The organism is Streptomyces sp. NPDC048504, from assembly GCF_043200035.1.
Classification (GTDB): Bacteria; Actinomycetota; Actinomycetes; order Streptomycetales; family Streptomycetaceae; genus Streptomyces.
Genome location: NZ_JBICXA010000019.1, coordinates 197970 through 222798, shown reverse-complemented (window position 1 = coordinate 222798; position 24829 = coordinate 197970). Strand labels below are relative to the sequence as shown.

The 24829-nt window shown below is 70.2% G+C and carries 25 protein-coding genes and 1 pseudogene; 9 read left to right on the top strand and 17 right to left on the bottom strand.

Annotated features, from left to right (window positions below; genetic code table 11):
- Positions 1-95 precede the first annotated feature (95 nt).
- On the bottom strand, positions 96-779 hold the full coding sequence (locus tag ACGFY9_RS38780) for a class F sortase (RefSeq protein WP_393762240.1): 684 nt from the start codon (positions 777-779) through the stop codon (positions 96-98).
- A gap of 6 nt (positions 780-785) precedes the next feature.
- A complete protein-coding gene (locus ACGFY9_RS38775; protein WP_393762238.1) occupies positions 786-1328 on the bottom strand; it encodes a hypothetical protein in 543 nt (180 codons plus the stop codon).
- Between the two features lie 146 nt (positions 1329-1474).
- On the opposite strand from ACGFY9_RS38775, the gene ACGFY9_RS38770 reads away from it, so the two are divergent.
- Positions 1475-2254, top strand: coding sequence for an HAD-IIA family hydrolase (locus ACGFY9_RS38770; RefSeq protein ID WP_366432490.1), 780 nt, complete (start codon positions 1475-1477; stop codon positions 2252-2254).
- A 30-nt stretch (positions 2255-2284) separates the two neighbouring features.
- Here ACGFY9_RS38770 and ACGFY9_RS38765 read toward each other — a convergent pair whose 3' ends face one another.
- The 10 genes and pseudogenes from ACGFY9_RS38765 to ACGFY9_RS38720 all read right to left on the bottom strand — a co-directional run.
- Positions 2285-3340, bottom strand: a complete 1056-nt coding sequence (locus ACGFY9_RS38765; protein ID WP_393762236.1) for a 2-aminoethylphosphonate ABC transporter substrate-binding protein — start codon at positions 3338-3340, stop codon at positions 2285-2287.
- A gap of 57 nt (positions 3341-3397) precedes the next feature.
- Complete coding sequence (locus ACGFY9_RS38760; protein ID WP_393762234.1) at positions 3398-4195, bottom strand: ABC transporter permease; 798 nt, start codon at positions 4193-4195, stop codon at positions 3398-3400.
- Positions 4182-5015 (bottom strand): 2-aminoethylphosphonate ABC transporter permease subunit, encoded by an 834-nt coding sequence (locus tag ACGFY9_RS38755; protein WP_393762232.1) that lies wholly within the window; start codon positions 5013-5015, stop codon positions 4182-4184. The genes ACGFY9_RS38760 and ACGFY9_RS38755 overlap by 14 nt, the downstream gene beginning before the upstream one ends.
- The gene (locus ACGFY9_RS38750) at positions 5008-6054 is read right to left on the bottom strand and encodes an ABC transporter ATP-binding protein (RefSeq protein ID WP_393762230.1); all 1047 of its coding nucleotides are present in this window, start codon (positions 6052-6054) and stop codon (positions 5008-5010) included. Before ACGFY9_RS38750 ends, ACGFY9_RS38755 begins: the two co-directional genes overlap by 8 nt.
- Complete coding sequence (locus ACGFY9_RS38745; RefSeq protein WP_393762339.1) at positions 6051-6725, bottom strand: phosphonatase-like hydrolase; 675 nt, start codon at positions 6723-6725, stop codon at positions 6051-6053. Before ACGFY9_RS38745 ends, ACGFY9_RS38750 begins: the two co-directional genes overlap by 4 nt.
- A gap of 17 nt (positions 6726-6742) precedes the next feature.
- Positions 6743-7867: a TIGR03364 family FAD-dependent oxidoreductase gene (locus tag ACGFY9_RS38740; RefSeq protein ID WP_393762228.1), complete on the bottom strand. Its 1125-nt coding sequence runs from the start codon at positions 7865-7867 to the stop codon at positions 6743-6745.
- Between the two features lie 155 nt (positions 7868-8022).
- On the bottom strand, positions 8023-8778 hold the full coding sequence (locus tag ACGFY9_RS38735; RefSeq protein WP_393762226.1) for a GntR family transcriptional regulator: 756 nt from the start codon (positions 8776-8778) through the stop codon (positions 8023-8025).
- Between the two features lie 31 nt (positions 8779-8809).
- Positions 8810-9670: a hypothetical protein gene (locus ACGFY9_RS38730; protein ID WP_393762224.1), complete on the bottom strand. Its 861-nt coding sequence runs from the start codon at positions 9668-9670 to the stop codon at positions 8810-8812.
- A 365-nt stretch (positions 9671-10035) separates the two neighbouring features.
- Entirely contained in the window at positions 10036-11073 is a 1038-nt protein-coding gene (locus ACGFY9_RS38725) for an ROK family protein (protein WP_393762337.1), read from the bottom strand.
- A gap of 462 nt (positions 11074-11535) precedes the next feature.
- Positions 11536-11673, bottom strand: a pseudogene (locus ACGFY9_RS38720) (winged helix-turn-helix transcriptional regulator); the annotation flags it as partial.
- A 170-nt stretch (positions 11674-11843) separates the two neighbouring features.
- Here ACGFY9_RS38720 and ACGFY9_RS38715 point away from each other — a divergent pair.
- The 3 genes from ACGFY9_RS38715 (at position 11844) to ACGFY9_RS38705 (ending at position 14391) form a co-directional block, all read left to right on the top strand.
- Complete coding sequence (locus ACGFY9_RS38715) at positions 11844-12929, top strand: Gfo/Idh/MocA family oxidoreductase (RefSeq protein WP_393762222.1); 1086 nt, start codon at positions 11844-11846, stop codon at positions 12927-12929.
- On the top strand, positions 12926-13444 hold the full coding sequence (locus tag ACGFY9_RS38710) for a heme-degrading domain-containing protein (RefSeq protein WP_393762220.1): 519 nt from the start codon (positions 12926-12928) through the stop codon (positions 13442-13444). The genes ACGFY9_RS38715 and ACGFY9_RS38710 overlap by 4 nt, the downstream gene beginning before the upstream one ends.
- A 68-nt stretch (positions 13445-13512) precedes the next feature.
- Complete coding sequence (locus ACGFY9_RS38705) at positions 13513-14391, top strand: LLM class F420-dependent oxidoreductase (RefSeq protein WP_393762218.1); 879 nt, start codon at positions 13513-13515, stop codon at positions 14389-14391.
- 84 nt (positions 14392-14475) lie between these two features.
- On the opposite strand, the gene ACGFY9_RS38700 is transcribed toward ACGFY9_RS38705, so the two are convergent.
- From ACGFY9_RS38700 to ACGFY9_RS38685, 4 genes are all read right to left on the bottom strand, one after another.
- Positions 14476-15333, bottom strand: coding sequence for a fumarylacetoacetate hydrolase family protein (locus ACGFY9_RS38700; protein ID WP_393762216.1), 858 nt, complete (start codon positions 15331-15333; stop codon positions 14476-14478).
- Positions 15334-15461: 128 nt separating this feature from the next.
- Complete coding sequence (locus tag ACGFY9_RS38695) at positions 15462-16136, bottom strand: YidC/Oxa1 family membrane protein insertase (protein ID WP_393762214.1); 675 nt, start codon at positions 16134-16136, stop codon at positions 15462-15464.
- Positions 16137-16223: 87 nt separating this feature from the next.
- Positions 16224-16514 (bottom strand): DUF6412 domain-containing protein, encoded by a 291-nt coding sequence (locus tag ACGFY9_RS38690; RefSeq protein ID WP_318016554.1) that lies wholly within the window; start codon positions 16512-16514, stop codon positions 16224-16226.
- Positions 16515-16554: 40 nt separating this feature from the next.
- Positions 16555-17082 carry a winged helix-turn-helix transcriptional regulator gene (locus tag ACGFY9_RS38685; protein ID WP_393762212.1) on the bottom strand — a complete coding sequence of 176 codons (528 nt, stop codon included), beginning with the start codon at positions 17080-17082 and terminating at the stop codon, positions 16555-16557.
- A 68-nt stretch (positions 17083-17150) separates the two neighbouring features.
- Here ACGFY9_RS38685 and ACGFY9_RS38680 point away from each other — a divergent pair, with 68 nt between their 5' ends.
- Entirely contained in the window at positions 17151-18566 is a 1416-nt protein-coding gene (locus ACGFY9_RS38680) for an MFS transporter (RefSeq protein ID WP_393762210.1), read from the top strand.
- Between the two features lie 75 nt (positions 18567-18641).
- On the opposite strand, the gene ACGFY9_RS38675 is transcribed toward ACGFY9_RS38680, so the two are convergent.
- Entirely contained in the window at positions 18642-19418 is a 777-nt protein-coding gene (locus tag ACGFY9_RS38675; protein WP_393762208.1) for a class E sortase, read from the bottom strand.
- A gap of 242 nt (positions 19419-19660) precedes the next feature.
- Between ACGFY9_RS38675 and ACGFY9_RS38670 the strand changes: the two genes are divergently transcribed.
- The 4 genes from ACGFY9_RS38670 to ACGFY9_RS38655 all read left to right on the top strand — a co-directional run bounded on the left by ACGFY9_RS38670 (position 19661) and on the right by ACGFY9_RS38655 (position 24824).
- Positions 19661-21136 (top strand): beta-1,6-galactanase, encoded by a 1476-nt coding sequence (locus ACGFY9_RS38670; RefSeq protein ID WP_393762206.1) that lies wholly within the window; start codon positions 19661-19663, stop codon positions 21134-21136.
- A gap of 89 nt (positions 21137-21225) precedes the next feature.
- Positions 21226-22395 carry an MFS transporter gene (locus ACGFY9_RS38665; protein WP_393762205.1) on the top strand — a complete coding sequence of 390 codons (1170 nt, stop codon included), beginning with the start codon at positions 21226-21228 and terminating at the stop codon, positions 22393-22395.
- A gap of 199 nt (positions 22396-22594) precedes the next feature.
- Positions 22595-23647, top strand: a complete 1053-nt coding sequence (locus tag ACGFY9_RS38660; RefSeq protein ID WP_393762204.1) for an SEC-C domain-containing protein — start codon at positions 22595-22597, stop codon at positions 23645-23647.
- Between the two features lie 205 nt (positions 23648-23852).
- On the top strand, positions 23853-24824 hold the full coding sequence (locus tag ACGFY9_RS38655; protein WP_393762203.1) for a NaeI family type II restriction endonuclease: 972 nt from the start codon (positions 23853-23855) through the stop codon (positions 24822-24824).
- Positions 24825-24829: the final 5 nt, after the last annotated feature.

Genomic DNA, 24829 nt, shown 5'->3' with positions numbered 1-24829 from the left:
TCGCCGGGTTACTCCCGCAGCCCGTGCGCGTGCGGTTGAGGACCAGCCCGGTCGGCGGCTTCAGGGGGGAGCAGGTCGTCGGCCGGGCCCGGTTGTCAGAGTCCGGTGCCGGTGAGGTAGGCGGACACGACGACGTTGGCCGTGTAGCTGCGGCTGGCTCGGTCGAAGGTGCCGCCGCAGGTGATGAGGCGGAGTTCGGCGCGGCCCGACTGCCGTGCGCCGTAGGCCTGTTGGGCGTCGAAGTGGGCGCGGGTCAGGACGCGGACGTCGTCGACGGTGAACTCGGCGACCTTGCCGTCGTCGCGGATCACCCGGATCGTTCCGCCCGGGCGGAGGGTGCTGAGCTTGTAGAAGACGGCGGGCCGGGTCTCGGTGTCGACGTGCCCGACCATCAGGGCGGTCCCGGGGGCCCCGGGGCGCACTCCGTTCCCGTACCAGCCGACCACGCCCGCCTGGTCGAACGGCGGGGGGTCGATCGCGCCCTGGGTGTCCAGGCCGCGGGCCACCACCGGTGCCTGGACGGCGAGTTGGGGGATGTCGATGCGCTGGGGCAGCGCGTTCCCCAACGGCTTTGCGGCGGGCGGGAGTTCGGCCTCCGGGGGGCGTCCGACCGCCGCCACGTCACCGGTCGTCGGCGCGGATATTCCCAGCCGGATGTCGGTCAGGTCCTGCCCCCACAGCCAGAGCCCGAGCAGCAGCACGGCCCAGGCGACCCCGGTCAGCAGCCGTCCGGTGCCGGAGGAACGCTGGTGCTCGGCGGGCCTGTCGTGATCGAACATGGCCGGTCAGCCCGTCCTGCGGCTCCGGCGGGCGCGGCGCAGCGCCACGGCCGTCGCGGCGACACCGGCCAGCAGCAGGCCCACCACCGTGTGCGCGGTACTGGGACCGGCCGCCCGCGCGTCCACGGCCGCGAGGTGTGCCGTACCACCGCCGCCCGCGTGGACGGGGGCGACCGGCGAGGCGGGGGTGGTGGGCGCCGAGGGCGGCTGGGACGCGTCCGCCACGACCTTGATCGCGCCCTTCACCGTCACGCTCCCGCAGGTGATCTTCACGTCGTAGCTGCCCGGTTCCAGCGAGGTGCGGACCCGGGTCTCGCCGGCGAGGGTGCCGGCCGCGCCGACCAGCTTGGCGTCGGCGACGAACGCGGCGGACGCCGCCGAGCCCGTCGTACCGGCACAGCCGCTGATCTTCAGCGCGACATCGGCGCCGGGGGCCGGGGAGGCGGGGGTCACCGTGACACCGCCTCCGTCCGCCGCGTACGCCGTCGGGGTGAGCGCCGCGAGGACCACCGCGGCACCCGCACAGAGTGTGACTTTCAGTGAACCCATCGTGAACCTCCAGATATCTGGAGACTCCTCCTCACAGCGGACGGCCGCATCCTCAGCCACGCCCCGCTGCTCCGTATGGGGGACGGCGCCGGAAGGTGCATAGCATGGTCACCTCACATGCCCGCGTACCGCAGGAGTGCCCACCCATGACAGAGCGCAAGCCCATCGAATCGTGGCTCACCGACATGGACGGGGTGCTGATGCACGAGGGCGTCCCGGTGCCCGGCGCGGAGGCGTTCATCAAGACGCTGCGCGAGAAGGGGCGTCCGTTCCTGGTCCTCACCAACAACTCGATCTACACCGCACGCGACCTGCACGCCCGCCTCAACCGGATCGGTCTCGACGTCCCGGTGGAGAACATCTGGACCTCGGCGCTGGCCACCGCCGCCTTCCTGGACAACCAGCACCCCGGCGGCACCGCCTACGTCATCGGCGAGGCCGGGCTGACGACGGCGCTGCACGATGCCGGTTACGTGCTGACCGACTCGGACCCCGACTTCGTGATCCTCGGTGAGACCCGGACCTACTCCTTCGAGGCCCTGACCAAGGCGATCCGGCTGATCAACGACGGCGCCCGGTTCATCGCGACCAACCCCGACAACACCGGGCCCTCGCCCGAGGGCGCCCTGCCGGCCACCGGATCGGTGGCCGCGCTGATCACCAAGGCGACCGGCAAGGAGCCCTACTTCGTCGGCAAGCCGAACCCGCTGATGATGCGGTCGGCGCTGAACACCATCGGCGCCCACTCGGAGACCAGCGCCATGATCGGCGACCGCATGGACACAGACGTCCTCGCCGGGCTGGAGGCCGGTATGGAGACCTTCCTCGTGCTCACCGGGCTGACGACCAGGGGCGATGTGGAGCGCTACCCCTACCGCCCCACGACGGTGGTGGAATCCATCGCGGACCTGGTCGACCTGATCTGATCGGATCGGATTGGATTGGATCAGAGGTGATCAACTGTTCGTCGCCGACTGCCAGTCCTCGACGTACGACGTCAGGTTCTTGTCGATGTCGGTCCAGTCCGGCTCGAAGATCTCGACGCCGGTCATGAGCTTGGTCAGGGCGGTCGCGTTGGCGTCGGTGCCCTTGACGTCCTGGCGGGCGCTGAAACCACCGCCGACCGAACTGACCTGCTGCTGGGCCTTGAGGCCGAGCATGAAGTCGAGGAGCTTCCTGCCGTTGGCGCTGTGCGGGGCCTTGGTGACGAGACCGGCCGCGTACGGGAGAGCGAAGGTGGTGGGCTTGCCGCCCTGCTTCGCCGGGAACCAGATGCCGAGGTTCGGCATGGTCTTGGACTGGGCGTAGTTCATCTGCACATCGCCGTTGGCGACGAGCAGTTCACCCTTGTCGACCTTGGGCGCGAGCTTGCCGGTGGAGGCGGAAGGGCCGACGTTGTTGGACTGCAGCTTCTTCAGATAGGCGAGGGCCGCGTCCTTCCCGCCGAAGTCGTGAATCGCCTTGATCAGTACGGCGGTTCCGTCGCCGGCGACTCCGGGCGTGGAGTACTGGAGCTTGTTCTTGTACTTGCCGTCGAGCAACTCGTCCCAGGTCGTGGGCGCTTGGCTGAGCTGCTTCTTGTTGTAGACGAACCCGAAGTAGTTGTTGACGACGGAGGTCCAGGTGCCGTCGGTGGCCTTGTCGGCGCCGCTCACCTGGTCGGCACCGGCCGGGGTGTACTTCTGCAACAGCCCCTTGCTGTCGGCCTGTTGGATGAACGGCGGCAGGGTGACCAGGACATCGGCCTGCGGGTTGCTCTTCTCGCGGACGGCGCGCTGCACCATCTCGCCGGAGCCGCCCTCGACGTACTTGACCTTGATGCCGGTCTGCTTCTCGAAGTCCTTGAAGATCCGGTCGTACCAGCCGTCGCCGTTCTCGCCCTTGAGCCCGTCGGCGCTGTAGACGGTGACGACCTTGGCGTCGGAGGCGGCGGAGGTGCCGCCGCAGGCAGTGAGGAGCGGGGTGGCGCAGAGCGATACGGCTACGGCGATCTTGAGCGTGTTTCTGGGCATGGCGAGGCCAACTCCTGGCGTATCAAGGGTTTTTGAGGTGGAGGAGATGCTTGAGGATCAGCGGTACGAGGCTCGGTTGCGGACCCGGGAGACGACGAGCAGGACGAGCAGGGTCGCCGTCATCAGGACCACCGCGAGCGCGGACCCGGCGAAGAGGGCGCCGCGGTCGGTGGCCGAGTAGATGAGGACCGGAAGCGTGGTCCAGTCGGGCGGATAGAGCATCATCGTGGCGCTCAACTCGCCCATGGACAGGGCGAAGCAGAGTCCTGCGGCGGCGGTGAGCGAGGGCAGCAGCAACGGCAGCCGGATGCGCCACAGGACGTACAGCGGCCGGGCACCCAGGGAAGCGGCGGCCTGCTCGTAGGCCGGGTCGAGGCGGACGATCGCCGCGGACACGGACTGGTGGGCGAAGGCGGTCACGAGCACGGTGTGGGCGAGGATCACGATCCACCGGGTGCCGTTGAGCAGCATCGGCGGCTTGGAGAACGCGACCAGGATCGCCAGCCCGACCACGACGGACGGCACGGCCACCGGCAGCACGAACAGGGCGTCCAGCACCCTGCGTTGACGCTTCTTGAGCCCGGCGGCGGCGAGCGCGGCCCAGGTCCCGATGCCGAGCGCGAACAGGCTCGCGGTCAGCGCGGTGACCAGGCTGGTGGTGAGCGCCTGGAGGGCCTCACCCCGGGTCGCGGCCAAGTAGTGGGAGGCGGTGAATCCGGAGGGCAGCACGCCGGACCAGTTGGTGGCGAAGGACGCCCCAAGGACGACGAGGAGGGGCAGCGCGAAGAGGGGCAGGAAGAGGACGGCGAAGACCAGCCACACAGCCCACTTCGCCTTGCGGCTATGCACCAACACGACGGCTCACCACCCGGTAGAGGCCGTAAAGCCCCACGGATATAAGGACGTTGACGACGGCGACCACACACGCGCCCGGGTAGTCCGACTCCAGGATCGCCTTGCTGTAGACGAGCATGGGGAGCGTCGTGACCCCTTTGGCGCCCGTGAACAACACGATCCCGAACTCGTTCAGACAGAGGACGAGCACCAGACTCCCGCCGGCGGCGAGCGCGGGCAGCGCCTCCGGCAGAATCACCTGCCGGATGATCCGGGGAGCCCGCGCCCCGAGCGAACTGGCCGCCTCCAACTGCGCGGTGTCCAGCTGCGAGAACGCGGCGAGCAACGGCCGCATCACGAACGGCGTGAAGTAGGTGACCTCCGCAAGCAGCACACCCCAGGGCGTCGCGAGGAACTGGAACGACCCGACGATCCCGGTGGTGCCGTAGATGAAGAGCAGGGCGAGCGTGATCAGGAAGGAGGGGAAGGAGAGGTAGACGTCGATGAACCGCGCGACGGCCCGGGCCCCGGGAAACGGCACGAACGCGATGATCAGCGCCAGCACAAACCCGAGGACCAGACACCCGATGGTCGAAACGACAGCGATCCAGACGGTGGTCCAGAGGGCGGTACGAAACAACTCCGAGGCGAAGACGTCGGAGTAGGGCTGGAGGGAGGTTCCACCGGAGTCAGGGTGGATGGACTGCTGGACGACGAGGGCGAGAGGGTAGAGAAAGAACAGGCTGAGGATTGCAACGGGCAGCAGGGCGATACCCAAGGGGCGCGGGGAACTGCGCGACCAGCCCCCACCCAGCCGCACCCGACGAACAACCTCACTCATCGCCAACTCCAGCACCCAGCAACACCGCATCATCGGGAGCGAAATGAAGAGTCACCGCATCCCCATGCACAGGCGGCTTCTTCAACTCCGGCACATCAGCCATAACCCGATGCCCACCAATCCCCACGTACAGCCGATGAGTAGCCCCCCGCCACTGCACCTCGCTCACCGTCCCTGACAGTTGATTGGGCCCAGCGCCAAGCCCAACCAGATGCGGCCGTACGCACAATGTGGCCTCGCTGCCGGAAACAACCCCCCGCACCTCAACCCGCTGCTCCCCAAAGAACACCCCCCGCTCCCCCACAGTCACCGGCAACAAATTCGCGCTCCCGACAAACCCCGCCGTGAACTCACTCTTGGGCGCCCGGTACAACTCCCGCGGCGTACCGCATTCCTGGAGCCGAGCCCGGTCCATGACGGCAATCCGGTCGGCCAGAGTGAGCGCCTCGACCTGGTCATGGGTGACGTAGAGGATCGACACCTCGGGCAACTCCAGGTGCAGCCGGGCAAGTTCACCCAACATCCCGGACCTCAGCTGCGCGTCGAGCGCGGAGAGTGGCTCGTCCAGAAGCAGAACCCCGGGCCGTATCGCCAACGCCCGCGCGATAGCGACCCGTTGCTGCTGCCCACCGGACAACTCCCGTGGATGGCGCCGGGCATACTCCCCCATGCCCACCATCTCCAGCGCCTCGGCAACCCGGGTTCGGATCTCCCCTCGCGCCACCTTTCGCGCCTTGAGCCCGAACGCCACGTTGTCCTCGACGCGCAAGTGAGGGAAGAGCGCGTACTGCTGGACGACCATCCCGACGCCCCGCCGGTACGGCGGCAGGTCGGTGACGTCGCGGCCGCCGAGGAACACCCGCCCGGACACCGGCCGTACGAACCCGGCGACCGCCCGCAGCGCGGTGGTCTTGCCGGAGCCGGACGGGCCGAGCAGGGCCATGACCTCGCCGGGTTCGACGGTGAGGTCGAGGGCGTCCAGGACGACCGTGCCGTCGTAGGCGACGGTGACGGAGTCGAAGCGGATGCCGTTCGTCATGCGAGGACTCCGGGCAACTGCCCTACGCCGTCCAGGACTTGGCCCGCCCCGGCCCCCCGCAACGCGTCCGCGTCGTGGGCGCCGGTCAGAACACCGGCGACCAGACCCGCGCCCGCGCGGACCCCGCTGAGCATGTCGTACGAGGTGTCGCCGACGACGGCCGTCTGCCGTACGTCGTCGGCAACCGCCGTACGCAGAAAGGCGGTCAGCACCATGTCCGGGTACGGGCGTCCCCGGCCGCCTGCGTCGGCGGGGCACAGCGTGAGGTCGGCGAGGTCCTGCCAGCCGAGCGCGGCCAGGATCGCGTCCTGCGTGGTGCGGGCGAAGCCGGTCGTCAACACGACCGTACGGCCCTGGGACTTGAGCGTTTCGATGGTCTCGCGGGCGCCGGGCAGGGCTGCGACCCGGCCGCCGTCGACGAGTTCGGCGTACGCCGCCTCGAATGCCTTGTTGGCGTCCTGGGCCTTCGACTCCTCGCCGAACAGGTGGCGGAAGACGGAGATCTTGGACTCGCCCATGGTGGCGCGGACGTAGTCGACCATCGAGTCGGGTTCCGCGCCCATGTGCCGGGCGGCAGCGGCGAACGCCTCCTCGACGAGACCGCCGTCGGCGACGGTGGTGCCGGCCATGTCGAGGACGACGAGACGGATGTCGGGTGTCGTGCGGTTCATGAGGGAGGTCACGGGGGTCACCAGTCCAGTTCGTTCGCGGTGGTTTCGGCGATCGCCGGGGAGCAGGTCATGCCGCGACCGCCCGGTCCGGTGACCAACCACACGCCGTCGCGCACCTGTTGGCGGTGGACGACGCGGGTGGGGTCGGTGCACTGCGCGTACACGCCGGCCCAGCGGCGGCGGATCTTCGGGAGGGGACGGCCGAGGAACGACTCGACGACCTCGGTGAGGTGGTCGTAGGGGTCCTCGGTCGTGTCGAAGGCGAAGGGGTGCTCGTACTCGTGGGTGTCGCCGATGGTCAGCCCGCCGTCGGCGCGCTGCACCATGAGGAGTTGCATGGCGTGCGCGGCGGCCGTCGGCAACTGCGGTTGCTCGGCGTTGAGTTGGTCCAGGGCCTGGCCGCGGTAGGCCGGGTAGTAGCGGAAACTGTCCGCGTCGGCGATCGACGTGGTGAGGGGTTCGCCGAGCGGGTCGGTCTGCATCATCTGCAACCGGACGCGGCGGACGGGGAGTCCGGGTCCGGCGAGTTCGCGGACGAGTCCGCCGAGCCAGGCACCCGTGCACAGCACGACCGCGTCCGAGGCGTGCACGTCCCCGTGGTCGTCGCGCACCGCGTGCCCGCCGACCACCTCGCGGACCTCACGGCCCGGCAGGAAGGTGTAGTTCGGGGACTTCGACAGCTCGGCACGCAGGGCGAGTTGGGCGGTACGGGGTTCGACGGCCGCGTCGCGTTCGCAGTACAGGGCGGCGGTGAAGTCGCCACGCAGGGCGGGGTTCACGGCGCGGGCCTCGGCGGCGGTGAGGAGCTTGTAGCCGCGGGCGGCCGAGTCCTCGCGGGCCACCGCGGCCTCGGCGACGGCGAGTTCGCGGTCGCCCCGGACGGGGGTCAGCGAACCGTTGGCCCGGAAGCCGAGTCCGGGGACGCGGGCGCCGATCTCCTCCCACAACTCCCTTGCCCGCAGGGCGGTTTCGAGTTCCTCGCCGCCCGCGCGGCCACTCACCCAGATCTGCCCGAAGTTGCGCGACGAAGCGCCGCGAGCCTCCGCCTCGCGCTCGATCTGTACGACCTCATGGCCGCGTTCCACTGCTTGCCAGGCGTGCATGGTGCCCACCACGCCGCCTCCGACGACTGTCACTCTCACGACGGCCACGCTCCTCGGGATCCGGGAACCGGAAAGGTCCGGCTCCCAACGAGAGCGTGAACGACCCATCACATTTGGGCTAGACCCGTTACCTATCCGTGACAATCACAGGCCGTACGGCGGGTGCTCCTCGGGGCTCTCGGCCCCCGGGTTTCTCAGCCTCCGTGGTGCGTCGTGAAGGAGAAGCGGTCGCCCCGGTACAGGCCCCGCACCCGTTCCAGCGGGCGGCCCTCCGTGTCCCGTGACACGCGGTGGATCAGCAGCATCGGGAGGGCGGGCGGGGTGCCGATGAGGAGGGCCTCGCGCGGGGTGGCGAGCACGGTCTCGATGCGTTCGTCGGCGTCGCCGAAGTGGATGCCGCGGGCGCCCAGGTAGCCGTAGAAGGAGGAGTCGGGCTCGAAGTCGGTGTCCAGGTGCGGGACCCGGGCGACGGAGACGTAGGTGCTTTCGAGCCCGACGCGCTCGTCGTCGGCGAGCAGGACGCGCTCCAGGTGCCAGACGGGTTCGCCGCGGGTCAGCCCGGTCTCGGCGGCGAGCGCGTCGGTGCAGGGGAAGCGGTCGAGCGTGACGAGGCTGCGGCCCGGGGTGCGCCCCTGCCGCCGTACGCCCTCGGTGTAGCTGGCCAGGGACAGCGGCTGCTCCAGCTTGGGACCCGCGACGACCGTGCCGCGGCCCTGCCGGCGCAGCCTGCCCTCCAGTACGAGTTCGCGCAGCGCCTGCCGCACGGTCTCGCGGGCGACCTCGTACCGCTCGGAGAGGTCGCGCTCGGTGGGGATCAGGCTGCCCTCCCCCAACTCGTCGACGAGCACGGCGATTTGAGCCTTGACCGCGTAGTACTTGGGGATGCGGCCGTGCTCCGGGATGCCGGAGCGGACGGGGGCGCCGGGGGCCTGGTCGTTCGGGTAGTCCACGCGTAGATCGTCGCAGAGGCGGCGGCCCGCGTTATCGGCGCCTCCGGGCCAGCAGCAGAGCACCGCCGGTGACGAGGAGGACGGACGCGGCGACGAGGACGAGGTGTTCGGGGCCGATTCCGGTGCTGGCGAGTTCGTCGGTGAACGAGAGGTCCTCGGCGGGGGGCGAGGTCGCGGCGGAGGGGGCGGGAGTGCCCGGGGAGGTGGGAGGCGCGGCGGTAGCGGCTTCCGGGTCGGCGGGCTCGACGTCGAAGCGGTAGTCGTTCGACTGACCGATCCAGTCCCCGTCGTCGGCATGGCGTTGCACGACGGCCGCGTCGGCGGTGATCTCGTTCGCGACGGCGTCCGGGGCCAGCGCGAGGCGCACCTTCACCGTGAGGGTCTTGCCGGGGTCGACGGTGAAGCCCGGGAAGCCGTCGTCGAAGGCGCCGACGAGTTCGGCCTCGTCGGTCTTCTCGAAGCGGACCGGGTGGGGGCGCGGGCGGGTGCCGTCGTAGAACTCCAGCTTGGGCTGGGACGGTTTCAGGGCGCGCTGTTGGTCGACGAGAACGACGACCGGGTGGATCGCGGTGCAGCGGCGGGCGGTGGTGTTGGTGAGGTCGAGATACCAGGTGCCGTAGCCGCCGCCCGCCGTGTAGGTGTCGGGACCGTCATGGATGCGGGTGGTGAGAGGGAAGGCGTGGGCGTCGGGGGCGGCGCAGGCAGGGACGGCGGCCGCCGTTGCGTGGGCGGGGGTGGTGACCGCCGTTGCGTGGGCAGTATCGGCGGCTGCCGCGTGGGCCGGTGGGGCGGCGGTGACGAGGAGGAGGGGGGCGGCTGCGGCTAGGCAGAGGGACAGGAACCGGGACAGGGGTGTGCGCAGTGGGGTGCGCGGACTCAGGGGCAGTCGCATAAACACATGAGCGTGCCGGACGGGCGCTGCCGATCAGGGGTGCCGTGCCGAGCACGGGCGGCGAATGCCTCGAACGGGCGCGGCGGGACCTCTGTTCGGCGGAAGTGTTACAGATCCGGCGAAGGTGTCACACTTCCCCGGGCCACCCACCGCCTCCGCCTGCCGGTCCGCCGCGCGAAGGCCTCACAGGGCCGCGACAGGCCCCCTGTTCCGCGGAGTGTTACAGATCCTGCGAAAGTGTCACACTTCCCCGGGCCACCCACCGCCCCCGCGCCTGCCAGTCCGCCGCGCGAATGCCTCACCCGGCCACGACAGGACCCCTGCCCGACGGAAGCGCGACGCTTCCCCGGCCCACCACCGCCCGCCTACCCGTCCGCCCGTCCGAACAGCGGCCCCAGCAGCAACTGCGCCGCCCCCTCCGCGACACCCCGCGCCCCGCCGGGGGCGACCCGTACGGGTACGGCGGCCTCGCGTGCGCCCTCACGCCGGGCGCGTTCGTCGAGGACGGCGGCGACTCCGCGCACGAAGGGTTCCGGGTCTGCGGCGACGGTTCGGCCACCCAGCAGCACGAGGTCGATGTCGAGCAGGCCCACGAGATTCGCGGCGCCCGCACCGAGCACCCGCGCCGCTTCATCCAGGTCGCCACGCGCTACGGCGGCCAGGCACAGGGCCTCGATACAGCCCCGGTTCCCGCAGTCGCAGGGCGGCCCGTCCAGCTGGATCACCTGATGCCCGAACTCCCCGGCCCCGGTCCGCGCACCCCGGTGCACACCGCCGCCGATCACCAGCCCGGCACCTAGCCCGGTCCCGAGGTGCAGATAGGCGAACGCCCCGCCCTCCCCGCCGACGGCCAGCCCGAGCGCGGCGGCATTCGTGTCCTTGTCCACGACCACAGGCACCCCGAGCCGCCGAGCAAGCGCGTCCCGCAACGGAAACCCGTCCCACTCGGGGAACCCGGTGACGCGATGCAGGACGCCGTGGGCGTGATCGAGGGGTCCGGGGAGGGCCACGCCGACGCCGAGGAGGTGAGCGGCGCCGGGGCTGCGCTGCGCTGCGGATGCCGGGGTCGCGGGACGCGTGGGGTCAGCGGGACGCGTGGGGTCAGCGGGATGCGCGGGGTCAGCGGGACGCGGGGCGTCCGCGAGGCGCGCAGGGTCGGCAAGGCGCCCGGAACCGGCCGGCCGCGCGGATGCCGGGTCCGCGAGACTCACCGGGTCAGCGGGACGCGCGGCATCAGCAAGGCGCGCAGGATCGGCGAAGCGCCCGGAACCGGCCGGCCGCGCGGATGCCGGGTCCGCGACACTCACCGGGTCAGCGGGACGCCCGGCATCAGCAAGGCGCGCAGAACCGGCGAAGCGCCCGGAACCGGCAGGACGCCCGGATGCCGAGTCCGCGACACTCACCGGGTCAGCGGGACGCCCGGCATCAGCGAGCCGCGCAGCGTCGGCGAGGCGCCCGGAGTCGGCGAGGCGACGCTCGACACCCGCGCCCGCCGCACCGACATCGTCCGTATCAGCAACCTCCGTACCGGCAGCCTCCGAACCAGCACCAGCACCAGCACCGGCGCCAACACCCGCACCCGCACCCGCACCCACGCCAACACCACCCCACCCACCCCCTCCCCCCACCAACCCCTCAACCTCCCGAGCCACCGCCTCCACGACAACCCCGGCCCCCGCCCCCAGATCCAGCGAAGCGCCCCGCTCCCCCACCACCGCCCCGGTGAGATCCACAAGCACCACCCGCAGCTCGTCCCGGTCCAGATGCACCCCCACCGCGTGCCCGGCCTCCGGCACCAACCGCAGAACCGTGCGCGGCTTCCCGCCCGTGGACGCGCGCCGGCCCGCCTCCGCGACCAGGCCGGACTCCCGCAGCCGGGCGGTGATCTTGCTGACGGCCTGCGGGGTGAGCCCGGTGCGGTCGGCGAGTTCGAGCCGGCTGATCCCGTCCGTGCCGGCCGTCCGGAGCAGGTCCAGGACCAGCGCGGCGTTGTGGCTGCGCACGGCGAGCAGATTCGCGCCCACCACACTCACCGAGCGGCCCCCCGTACTCACCGAACGGCCCCCCGCTCCTTCGGCCGTCCCTGCCCTCGCCCCGCCCCGCGCACTGTTGTCCACACCCCCATTGTCCCCACCACTTGCACTTTGGCAACAGCGTTGCGAAAGTGGAGGGCATGACTGGACGCACGACTCGCGCACCCCTCCGCGTCGGCCTCGTCGGCTACGGCCTCGCCGGCTCCGTCTTCCACGCCCCGCTGATCGCCGCCACCGAGGGCCTGACCCTCGACACGGTCGTCACCTCGAACCCGGAGCGGCAGGAACAGGCCCGCGCGGAGTTCCCGGACGTCCGCACGGCCGCGACCCCCGAGGAACTGTTCGCTCGCGCCGACGACCTGGACCTGATCGTCATCGCGTCCCCGAACAAGACGCACGTGGCGCTCGCGACCACGGCCCTCAAGGCCGGCCTCCCGGTCGTCGTGGACAAGCCGATCGCCGGCACGGCAGCCGAGGCCCGCGAGCTGGCGGCCCTCGCCGAGCAGCACAGCCTGCTCCTCTCGGTCTTCCAGAACCGCCGCTGGGACAACGACTTCCTGACCCTCCGCAAGCTGCTGGCCGAGGGCGAGCTGGGTGACGTCTGGCGCTTCGAGTCGCGTTTCGAGCGCTGGCGCCCGCAGCCCAAGGGCGGCTGGCGCGAGTCCGGCGACCCGGCAGAGATCGGAGGTCTCCTCTACGACCTCGGCAGCCACGTCGTGGACCAGGCGCTGGCCCTCTTCGGCCCCGTCGCCTCCGTGTACGCCGAGTCGGACATCCGCCGCCCGGGCGCGGAGACGGACGACGACACGTTCTTCGCCCTGACCCACACGAACGGCGTCCGCTCACACCTGTACGTCTCCGCGACCACCGCCCAACTCGGCCCGCGTTTCCGCGTGTTGGGCTCCAAGGCAGGCTACGTCAAGTACGGTCTCGACCCCCAGGAGGCCGACCTGCGCGACGGCAGGCGCCCGGGCACCGAGAAGAGCTGGGGCCAGGAACCCGAGTCCCTCTACGGCCGTGTCGGCGCCGGCGAGTCCCCCCTCACCGGCGGTGGCCGCCCCGAGCCGACCGTCCCCGGCGACTACCCCGCGTACTACGCGGCCGTCGCCGCCGCCCTCCGTGACGGAGCCCCCAATCCGGTGACCGCCCTGGAGGCGGCCGCCACCCTCGACGTACTGGAAGCCGCGCGCCGCAGCACCCGCGACGGAGTGACGGTGACCCTGTGACCCAGAACAAGCCCGCGATCACCCAGCGGATCGCCCCCGAGATCACTCCGACGGTGGAGGAACTCGAAGCGCAGGAACGGCACTTGGTGTTCCAGCGCTTCACCTACGACGACGCGTGGGCGCTGGGCTCGCTCCTCGTGGAACTCGCCCGCGAGAGCCAGGCCCCGGTCGCCATCGACATCCGGCGCGGCGGCCAGCAGCTCTTCCACGCGGCACTGCCGGGCTCCTCCCCCGACAACGACGCGTGGATCGACCGCAAGCGCAAGGTGGTCGAGCGCTTCGGCGCCGCCTCCTACCTGGTCGGCACCCGCTTCCGCGCCAAGGGCAGCACCTTCGAGGATTCCTCCCGCCTCGACCCGGACGAGTACGCGGCACACGGCGGCTCCTTCCCGATCAGGGTCGAGGGCGTCGGCGTGATCGGAACGGTGACGGTGAGCGGTCTGCCGCAGCTGCAGGACCACCGATTCGTGGTGGCGGCGCTGGAGCAGTTCCTGGACGACGAACGACGGGATTAAGCGGGACCCGACTCCGGTTGGCACTGTCCACAGGTACAGACGGCCGGACCACGGAGGGAACAGCAGCGATGAGCAGCGATACGCCGAAGAAGCTGAGGGAAACGGTCGGGCGGTACGGCATCTGGAGCGTGGGCCTGCGCACCGAGGATCCGTCCCGGCGCGGTGAACTCGCCGACGCGGCAGCCGAGTTGGAGCAACTCGGTTACGGCGCCGTCTGGTTGGGCGGCAGCAGCGCCGCCCGGCACGCCGTACCGCTCGTCGAGGCGACCTCGACGCTCACCGTGGGCACCAGCATCCAGAGCATCTGGCAGTACGACGCGGCCGAAAGCGCCGCGGGCTTCGCGGAGTTGGAAGCGGCCCACCCCGGCCGCTTCCTGCTCGGCCTGGGGGTGAGCCACGCCAAGCTGGCGGACCAGTACCGCCGCCCGTACTCGGCACTCGTGACCTACCTGGACGCTCTGGACGCCGCCGGAGTCCCCGCCGACCGCCGCCTCCTGGCCGCCCTCGGCCCGAAGACCCTGGAGCTGGCCCGCGACCGCTCGGCCGGCTCGATCCCGTACCTGGTCACCCCCGACCACACGGCCAAGGCCCGCGCCATCCTCGGCGAAACCCCGCTGCTGGCCCCGGAGTTGAAGGTGGTCCTGGAAACGGACCCGACCCGAGCCCGCACCCTGGCCCGCGACTACCTGGCCATGTACCTGACCCTCCCCAACTACACCAACAACTTCCTCCGCAACGGCTTCACCGAGTCCGACCTCGCGGACGGCGGCAGCGACCGCTTGGTGGACGCGGTCTTCGCCTGGGGCGACGACTCCTCAATCCGCTCCAGGATCGACGCCTTCCTGACGGCGGGTGCGGACCACGTGGCCCTACAGATCGTGGACGGCAACGCGCGGGAAGACCTCCCCCGAGAGGCCTGGCGCAAGCTGGCCTCTCTACTGGCGTAGGGGTGACGCCCTAAGGGGCGCGGGGAACTGCGCGACCAGCCACAGCGCACGCGCACCCGCAAACAATGCACAGTCCCCCACCCCTTAGGCGTCCTTGAACTCCTGACGCTGCTTGCCCAACCCCGCGATCTCCAGCTCCACAACATCCCCAGCCCGCAAGAACGGCTTGGGCTCAGGCTGCCCAAGAGCAACCCCCGCAGGCGTACCGGTGTTAATGACGTCCCCGGGATAGAGCGTCATGAACTGGCTGACATACCGCACCACTTCAGCCACCGAAAAGATCTGCTCGGCGGTCGTCCCGTCCTGCTTCAACTCCCCGTTCACCCACAGCCGTAGCGACAAAGCCTGCGGATCCGGAACCTCGTCCGCCGTCACCAACCACGGCCCCAGCGGATTGAACGTCTCGCAGTTCTTCCCCTTGTCCCACGTCCCGCCCCGCTCGATCTGGAACTCCCGCTCGGACACGTCGTGCGCGACCGCATACCCCGCGACATGCGCGAGCGCCTCCGCGTGGGACTCCAGATAACGGGCCGTACGCCCGATGACGACGGCGAGTTCGACCTCCCAGTCCGTCTTCACCGACCCGCGAGGGACCAGCACCGTGTCGTACGGCCCGACGACCGTGTCCGCCGCCTTGAAGAAGATGACCGGCTCGGCGGGCGGCTCGGCGCCGGTCTCGCGGGCGTGGTCGTGGTAGTTCAGCCCGATGCACACGACCTTGCCGATCCGCGCGAGCGGCGGCCCGACCCGCAGCCCGTCGGCGTCCAGCGCCGGCAGCTCCCCGGCCTCGGCGGCGGCCCGGATCCGGCCGAGCGCGGCGGTGTCGGCGAGCAGCGGCCCGTCGATGTCCGGGACGATGCCGGACAGGTCCCGCAGGGTCCCCTCGGCGTCGAGCAGCGCGGGCCGCTCCGCCCCCGCCGTACCGACTCGCAGCAGCTTCATGTTCACCATCTCCATCGATCGCGGACGGTCGACCGATGGGTGCAGCCATCGGAGGACTGGTCGATCCTCCAAGCTCACGGTCCAGTCCGCAATACCTGGTTCACGGACTGGACCGTAACCGCGAGCGGTCAGGTGTACAGGACGGCCCGCTCCACGGCGCTCCAGGCCGCGCTGGTCACCACGTACAGCGCAACGGCGAGCGGCACGACGGCGACGGTGATCAGCGTGCCGTAGGAGAGGAGGGGCAGCACCTTGCCGAGGGCGCCGGTGCCGGCAGGAGTGGGGGTGGCGACGGCCGCGCGCCGGGTGCGGACGTAGGTGAAGGTCGCGATCGCGACGACGACGAGGAACAGTCCGACGTAGACGAGTCCGGCCGGTCCGAACATCCCGTCCCCGGCGAGCGCGTCGGCCCAGCGGCCGCCGAGCGGTGCGGCGAACAGCTGGTGGGAGAGCAGGCCGTCGCCGCCGCCGGAGAACAGGCGGTAGAGGAGGAAGAACGCCGGGAGTTGGAGCAGGCTCGGCAGGATTCCGGAGAGCGGGGACACCTTTTCCTCGGCGTGCAGTTCGAGTACGGCCTTCTGCAGCTTCTCCGGCTGCTTCGCGTACCGCTTCCGCAAGTCGGCCACGCGCGGCTGGAGTTGGGCCCGGGCTTTCTGCCCGCGCGCCGCGGCCCGCGACAGGGGATGCACGAGGAGTCGTACGAGAGCGGTGAACAGGACGATCGCGGCGGCGGCCGCGGCCGTGCCGAACAACGGGTGGAGCATGTCGGCGAGTTGGTCGACCAGGGCAGCGAAAACGGACATGGGTGAGCCCTCCGTGGGTCTCGTCGTGCCGGGAGTTGGGCATGGCGACGGGACGGCCCTCAGCGCGGGAGCAGCAGAAAAAGTGCCTTACGCGGTGGTCGTCCGGAGGGGGTGTCCGGGGGCTCGGGGGCGTGGGCGGCCCGAGGCGTCGGGGTCGCGCTGGGGCAGGAACGCCGTGCGGCGGGCGCGGTCGCGGATGGCCGTACGGACCCGGGTGGGCGGTACGGCGGGCGCGCTGCGCGCGGTGAGGAGGGCGCAGACGGCGAGGGCGGTACCCGTCGCGGCGAGCGCGACGGCGGCCGGGAGGCTCGCCGTGTCCACCAGCACGATCGGGAGCAGGAAGAGGAGCAGCAGGGCGCTCGCCCGACGCTGGTTCATGGTCCGCCCCCTCCCTCAACTGCCGTTCTCGTACCGTTCGTTATACCGGATCCGTCTCGATCGGCTGGAGCAGTCGCCTCGGTTTGAGGAGCGCCCGGCCGACCGGATCCGCCGGGTCCTGATCGAGACCGGGACCCGGGTCCATGATGACATCCCCGACGGGGACGACGACGGCGCAGGTGGGGCACTCGCCGTAGGAGCCGAGTTCGGTGCCGCAGTCCGCGTGCCGGAAGTAGCGCAGCTGCGTCTCGCCGTACTGCACGCGCTTCCACAGGCCGAGCGAGCGCAGCACCGGCCACAGGGCGATCCCGCGCTCGGTGATGACGTACTCGTCGCGCGGCGGTGACTCCTGGTACCGGCGCTTTTCGAGAATGCCATCGGCGGTGAGCGCCTGGAGGCGGGCGGCGAGGACCGCGCGCGGGATGCCGAGGTGGGCGAGGAAGTCGTTGTAGCGCCGTACGCCGTAGAGGGCGTCCCGGACGATGAGCAGCGTCCAGCGCTCCCCGACCACCTCCAGCGCCCCGGCCATCGAGCAGTCCTGCCCCGCGTAGTCCTTGCCTAGTGACATGCCGTCCACTGTAGCCACTTTCCGACAGTGAGTTCAATGAACGAACCTTGGGTGCTACGGTGCTCCACATGACTAGGTTCAGTGAACGAACCCTCGCCAAGGCTCCCGAGACGTCCAAGGCCTCGGAGACATCCCCGGTCTCCGGGCCGAGCGTGCCGCATCCCCGCGCCACCCTCGCCCTGACCAGCGCGGCCACCGCCGTGGCGCTGATGACGTACACCGCGCCGATGGTCACGCTCCCCGACATCGCCGCCGCCCTGCACACCCCGCTCTCCGCCCAGGCCTGGCTCCTGAACGGCACCCCGCTCGGCCTGGCCGCGCTGCTCCTGGTCGCCGGCAGCCTCGCCGACGACTACGGCCGCCGCCGGATCTTCCTCGCCGGCACCCTCGCGCTCGGCATCACCACGGCCCTGGCCGCGCTCACCTCCTCGACCTGGCTGTTCACGCTGACCCGTATCGCGCAGGGCGCGTCCAGCGCGGCGCTGCTCGCCAGCAGCCTGGGCCTGATCGTGCACGCCTTCCCGACCCCGCGCGGCCGCCTGCACGCGACCGGCGTGTGGGGCGCGTTCGTCAGCGGCGGCATAGCGGTCGGCCCGCTGGTCGCGGGCGCGATGCCGGACTGGCGGATGATCTACGTCGTGCTCGGCGCGGCGGCGATCGTCGTGGCGGCCCTCGGTGTCCGTACGCTGTCCGAGTCCCGCGCGCCGCGCGGCGGACGCCCCGACCTCGCCGGAGCGGTCGCCTTCGGGCTGGCCCTGGTCGCCCTCGTCGCCGCCCTCACACTGGGCCGCGACGGCTGGCTGCGGGCGCCGGTGGGCCTGCTGGCGCTGGCGGCCGTGGTGCTCGTCGGCGTCTTCGCGCTGGTGGAGCGCCGGGTCGCGACCCCGATGATCGACCTGAGCCTGCTGCGCCACCGCCTCTTCCTGGCCTCCTCGGCGGGCGGCCTGTTCACGGGCTTCGCGGTGATCGGCCTGTTCAGCTTCCTGCCGGCGCTGCTGCAGCAGACGCTGGGCCTGTCCGCGATGGACACGGCCTGGCTGTTCCTCCTCTGGTCGGGCCTGTCCTTCACGGTCGCCCTCCAGGCCCGCCGCCTCGCCGGCCGCGTCTCGCCCCGGCACCAACTCGCCCTGGGTTTCCTGCTCCACGCGGCCGGCGTCCTGACGATGCTGGGCGCGCTGGACTCCGGTTCCTGGCTACGGCTGCTGCCGGGACTGGTGATCGCGGGCGTCGGCAGCGGCCTGCTGAACGCCGCGCTGCCGCTGCTGTCCGTCGAGTCCGTACCGGCGGCCCGGGCCGCGATGGGCTCCGGCGCGCAGCAGACCTTCCGGTACATCGGTTCCTGCGCGGGCGTCGCGCTGACGATCGCGATCGCGACGTCGGCGGGCGGCGGTCTAGCCCGCGGTGCGGACATCGCGATGGCGGTGTCGGCGGGGCTCGCCGTGGTGGCGGCGGTGAGTGTGGCGGTGTTGCGGGAGCGGGCGTGAACTCCCTTTGGGGGCACGGGACTTATGGGGTTCCGTGCCCCGCCGCGGGCACGCGTCTCACCGGGGTCGCGCGCCTCACCGGGGTCGCGTGGAGGTGAGCGTGCCCCACACCACCATGCGGTACCTGGACGTGAACTCCGGGGTGCAGGTGGTGAGGGTGACGTAGTACCCGGGCCGGCTGAAGCCGTAGGCCGGCTTGACGATCGAGCGCGGGATCGGCCGGATCACGCCGGAGTCGGTGGCGGAGGTCTGCGGCAGGATCTTGTCGACCGTGTACGTGTAGGTGGCCGCGCTCGTCTCGACCTGGACGATGTCCTTGAGGCGCAGTCGCGGAAGATACCGGAACGGCTCGCCGTGCGTGTTGCGGTGCCCGGCGAGCGCGAAGTTCCCCGCCTGGCCCGGCTGTTGGGTGCCGGGGTAGTGGCCGACGTACCCCTTGTTGAGCACGTTCTGCTTGCTGACGCCTTCCGCGACGGGGACGCGGAGGTGGAGGCGGGGGATGGTGAGGATGGCGTAGGCCTGGGAGCGGCGGGGGGTGGTGGCGGAACCGGTGACCGTGGTCGAGCCGTCGGCGGAGGTGCTCCGGCGCGGTGAACTGCCGCCCGCCGGACCGGTGTTGGCCGACGGGGTGCCGCCGCTCACCGCACCCGGTGTCGCCCATTGCCGTTCCAGGGCCCGCACTTGGTGTTCGGCGCCCTGACGGGCCTCCCGGTTGGTCCACCACAGCTCGTGGACGACGAGGAGGAGCAGGACGACCCCGGCGGTGACGAGGAACTCCCCGCCGGTCCACAGGGCGCGTCGGCCCAGCGCACGGCGTCGACGGCTGCGGTGCTGCACGACGGGAACCCGCATGGGCCGCACGATAAGGGCCGGTTCGCGAACTCACCAGACTCATGGCTCCGATTACCGGAAAGGGTGCCCGTTCGATTTACCGGAAAGGGTTTCCGTTCGATCCTTCGTACACGGGTTTTAGAAAGGGGTGTCAAAACCCTCGACAACCCCACACACCACACCCGATGCTTCCTGATGGCACGAGCCGGGGGGATGGCCGACGCCGGTGGGACGACCGGCGGTTGAGCGAATCGGGAGTAGAGATGATCCGACGCAGAACCCTGCTGGCCGCAGCGGGCGGTGGGCTCCTCGGCACCGCCCTGGCGACCGGCACCGCACGGGCCGACGCGACGATCGCGGTCAACCCGGCGACGAAGTACGGCACGTGGGAGGGCTGGGGCACCTCGCTCGCCTGGTGGGCGAACGTCTTCGGCGCCCGGGACGACTTCGCCGACATCTTCTTCACCACCAAGTCGACGACGTACAACGGCACTTCGCTGCCGGGCCTGGGTCTGAACATCGCCCGTTACAACCTCGGCGCGTGCAGCTGGAACTCGGTGAACGGCGAGTCGATGGTGGCCTCCGCCAACATCCCCGCGTTCAAGCAGATCGAGGGCTACTGGCAGGACTGGAACAACGAGGACCCCACGTCCTCGGCCTGGGACTGGACCGCGGACGCGACCCAGCGGGCGATGCTGGTGAAGGCGACGTCACGCGGGGCCACCACCGAACTCTTCGCCAACTCCCCCATGTGGTGGATGTGTTCGAACCACAACCCGTCGGGCGCCTCGGGCGGCGGCAACAACCTCCAGACCTGGAACTACCGCCAGCACGCCTCCCACCTCGCGTCCGTCGCCCTCTACGCGAAGAACAACTGGGGAGTGAACTTCGCGACGGTCGAGGCCTTCAACGAGCCCTCGTCGAGCTGGTGGACGGCGACGGGTACGCAGGAGGGCTGCCACATGGACTCGACCGTCCAGGCGGCCGTACTCCCGTACGTCCGCAGCGAGTTGGACAGCCGCGGCCTGACGAGCACGAAGATCTCGGCCTCGGACGAGACGAGTTACGACCTCGCGCGCACGACCTGGAGCGCCTTCTCGTCCACGACGAAGGGCTACGTGAACCGCGTCAACGTCCACGGCTACCAGGGCTCGGGCGGCCGTAGAGACCTGCTGTACACGGACGTTGTCACCACGGCGGGCAAGGCGCTCTGGAACTCGGAGACGGGCGACAGCGACTCCACCGGCCTGACGATGGCCAGCAACCTGCTCTACGACTTCCGCTGGCTGCACCCCACGGCATGGACGTACTGGCAGGTCATGGACCCGTCGTCCGGCTGGGCGATGATCGCGTACGACCAGAGCACGCTCACGGCCGGCGCGGTGCAGACGAAGTACTACGTGATGGCCCAGTTCAGCCGCCACATCCGCCCCGGCATGACCATCCTGGACACGGGCGTGAGCTACGCGGCGGCGGGCTACGACGCGTCGGCGAAGCGGTTGGTGATCGTCGCCGCCAACACAGGCTCGTCGTCGACGAAGTTGACCTTCGACCTGTCCAAGTTCACGACGGTGGCGGGCGGTTCGGGCGGGCTGGTCCCGCGCTGGAACACGGTGACGGGTGGTGGAGGCGACTTGTACGCCTCCCACTCGGACACGTACGTGAGCGGCAAGACGGTGAGCGCGACGTTCGCGGCGGGGGCGGTGCAGACGCTGCAGATCGACGGGGTGGTGATCTGACCCCGGGGACGGAAGTCGGTTACGGCGGCGGGCGGTTCGGCCTGCTCGCCCTGGCGCTCGGCGGTTTCGGAATCGGCCTGACCGAGTTCGTGATCGCCGGGCTGCTCCCGCAGGTGAGCGGCAGCCTGAACGTGTCCACGGCTGCCGCGGGCTGGCTGATCTCCGGCTACGCGCTGACGGTCGCGGTGGGCGCGATCGCGTTGACGGCGGCGACGGCGGGGCTGCCCCAAAAGCCGGTCCTGGTGGGCTTGGTGGCGCTGTTCGTCGTAGGCAACCTGCTGTCGGCGCTGGCCCCGACGTATGGGGTGATGCTGCTGGGCCGAATCGTCGCGGCCCTCTGCCACGGCTCGTTCTTCGGCATCGGCTCCCTCGTCGCCCGCCGCCTGGTCCCTCCCGAACGCGCCTCGCGCGCGGTCGCGACGATGTTCGCCGGCCTGACGGTGGCGAACGTGCTGGGGGTCCCGTTCGGCGCGCTCGTCGGCGAACGGTGGGGCTGGCGGGCGACGTTCTGGGCGATCACGGCGATCGGGGCGGTGGCGCTGGCCGCCATCGCCGTACTGGTACCGGCGTGGGCGGGAGGAGCAGGAGGGGCAGGAAGGGCGGGAGGAAGGGCCGACCTCCGATCACAACTGCACGCCTTCCGCTCCACCCAGGTATGGCTGACCCTGACGGCCACGGCCCTCGGCTACGGCGGCATGTTCGGCGCGTTCAGCTACCTCGCGTACACCTTCACCCGCGTCACGGGCTTCTCGACGACGGACGTGGCCTGGCTGCTGGTGGTCTACGGCACGGGGCTGGTCGTCGGCAACATCGCGGGCGGGCGGGGTGCGGACCACAATCGCGACGCCACGCTGGTCCTGTCCCTGGCGGGCCTGGCGACCACATTGACGGTATTCGGGTTGCTGGCGAGCAGCCGGGGGGCGTCGGTGATCCTGGTGTTCCTGCTGGGTGTGTTCGGGTTCGCGACGGTGCCGGGGATGATCACGCGGGTTACCGATGCGGCGGGGGGTGTGCCGTTGGCGGCGAGCGCGAATGTGTCGGCTTCGAATGTGGGGAACGCGGTGGGGGCGTGGGCGGGTGGCCTGGTGATCAGTGCGGGGTGGGGGTACGCGGCTCCGCTGTATGTGGGCGCGGGGATCGTGGGGGCGGGGTTGGGGGTCATGGGGGTCGCGGTGTGGGGGGTCGCGGTGTGGGGGGCTGTGGGTGGCGAGAGCGGAGCGGAGCGATCGGAAGGGGCCGTAGAGGCGAGGCGGCCGTAGAGGCGAGGCGGCCGTAAAACCGGCGGAAACCGGGAAGCCGCCCGGTGTTCCCCGGGGGGCGGCTCCCCGCCGGCGCCCTCACCGCTGCCCCCCTCACTGCTCCCCCTCACCGCTCCCCCACGCCGCTCTCACCGGCCGACCTGGGCATATCTCTGCCCTTGCCTCCATCTGTGTCGGCATCGGCAGTACCGTGTCGTTCATGCGCCCCGACACGCCCGCCGAGAACGTCGACCACTCCGCCGAAGCGGCCCGCCTCGAACGGACCGCCGCCCGCTACCCCGAGGACGCCGAAGCCCTGCTCCTCCAGGCCGCGGCCCACCTGGAACTGGCCGGCGACCGCCCCGCCGCCACCGCGCTCTACGACCGCCTGCTGTCATCGGCGGACGCCCTGGAGACCCCGCATCTGGTACGGGCCCTCAAGGCCTCGAACCTCTGGGAGTACGGCCACGAGGCCGAGGCCAGGGCCATCATCGACGGGGTACGGACCGCGTCCCCCCGCGATGCCGCCCCCTGGGTGATCGTCGCGGAGTCCCTGGAGTCCCACGACGAGTTGGAGGCGGCGCAGGAGACGTTCACGGAGGGCGTGAGCCTGCTCCTGACCGACGTACCCGAACCGCCGTACTCCACCCACCCGTTGCTGTACGGCCGGCACCGGGTACGGCGGATGCTGGGCGTGTCCCACGACGAGTGGGACACGCTGGCGGACACGCTGCATTCGTCCCACTCATCGCCCTCGCCCTCGTCGTCCGCCTCGTCGCCGGTGTCCCTGGACGAGCTGCACGATCCGAAGAGGGTGTGGTCGCTCGGGTCGGACAACCCGGCGGAGCTGGAGGCCGAGATCTCCCGGCTGCGGGCGGAACTGGGCGCGTTCCGGGAGGCGTTGTCCCGGCCCTTCCCGGTGGCCGTACTGCACTGGCCCGAGGGCGAGTTGGCCGAGTTGGTGGGGGCGTATGCCTCGCTGGCGGAGGAGTACCCCTCGCACGAGGAGCACCTCGCGACGATAGAGGGGTCGCTGCGGGAGCTGGCGGCGAGTGGGACGCCGAACCTTGGGATCGTCACGGGGACGGTGCCTTCTTACGAGGCGTTCGCTGCGTCGGAGGGGGCTTCGCCTGGGGATGCCGATTTGTTGCCGCAGTATGCGACGACGCTGGCGGCGCGGGGGCGGGCTGTGGTTTGGCCGCCGCAGCGGGGGGCTAGTTGTTGGTGCGGGTCGGGGATGGCCTATGGGGAATGTCATGGCCAGACTCCCTAACAACTTGGCCACCACTCGACGCGGCTTCGCATACTCCGGTCGTCAGCAAATCCTGAGCGCACACCGTAGCCGTCGGCCTGACTGGGGAACTTCTAGGCTAGATCCAAGATCACAAAAAGCCTGCCCCCAACAGGCCGTCACTGTCGGGTCCTCTACGTAGCGTTATCTGATCCAAGCCATCAACACATAGAACAGGAACAGGCCTGTGTTCCCCCTGGAAGACATCTCAGCCGCAATCAGCATCGGCGCTAAGTCAGCTCTCCAGGACGACCGCGAACTGGCCGCCGTCCACGCTCACATCCATCGCCTCGATCCAAGCGGCCGACGTTTCGCGACAGTACTACGCGACACTATCGACCAGTTGCTCAACGGCGAAAACACAGGACGATATGACTGGAAGGCGCTTTTCAAGACCGAGAAGACTCACGCCGGAACTCTTGTCGAGATCAATTTGCAACGCGAGTTCAAGTTCGGCGACGGCATCAATATGGACTACCGGATAGAAAATATCGATGTTGATTGCAAGTACTCCCAGCAGTTCGGCGGCTGGATGATTCCTCCGGAAGCTATTGGGCACCTATGTTTGCTCATCTGGGCGGATGACTCGAAGAGTCTCTGGAGTGCCGGTCTGCTCCGCATACGGCGAGAGTGGCTAAACGGCGGCAACAACCGAGATTTGAAACTCACCGTCAAAGCCGAGCACCGCAACAGGATCCTTTGGCTTTGGCGCGATGCGGAGCTACCCGAGAACGTCCTCCTTCACATGAACCCAGGAGACCGAGATCTGATCTTCTCTCATCAGTCCGGCCAAGCACGGCTCAATGAACTTTTTCGACTAGTTCAGCGCCGCCGCATTGGCCGCAATGTCGTACGCACTGTTGCCCAGCAGAAGGACTACATGAAACGCGTTCGGGGCAACGGCGGCGCACGGTCTGCACTGCGGAAGGAAGGCATCCTCATCATGGGCGATTATGCCAGCCATCAGGAGATCGCAGCGAAACTGCGTATCCCCGTCCCCGCAGAAGGGGAGTTCGTCAGCGTACGTGTAGTAAAGGTCGACCCCGATGACGGCTCGCAACCACGAGTCGAACTCGACGGCGAGACGTGGAAAACTGCGGGGCCAGACGACCCACACGAGCTAGGGCCGCTCCTACCTCAGCACACAGCCTCGCGCTGATTAAA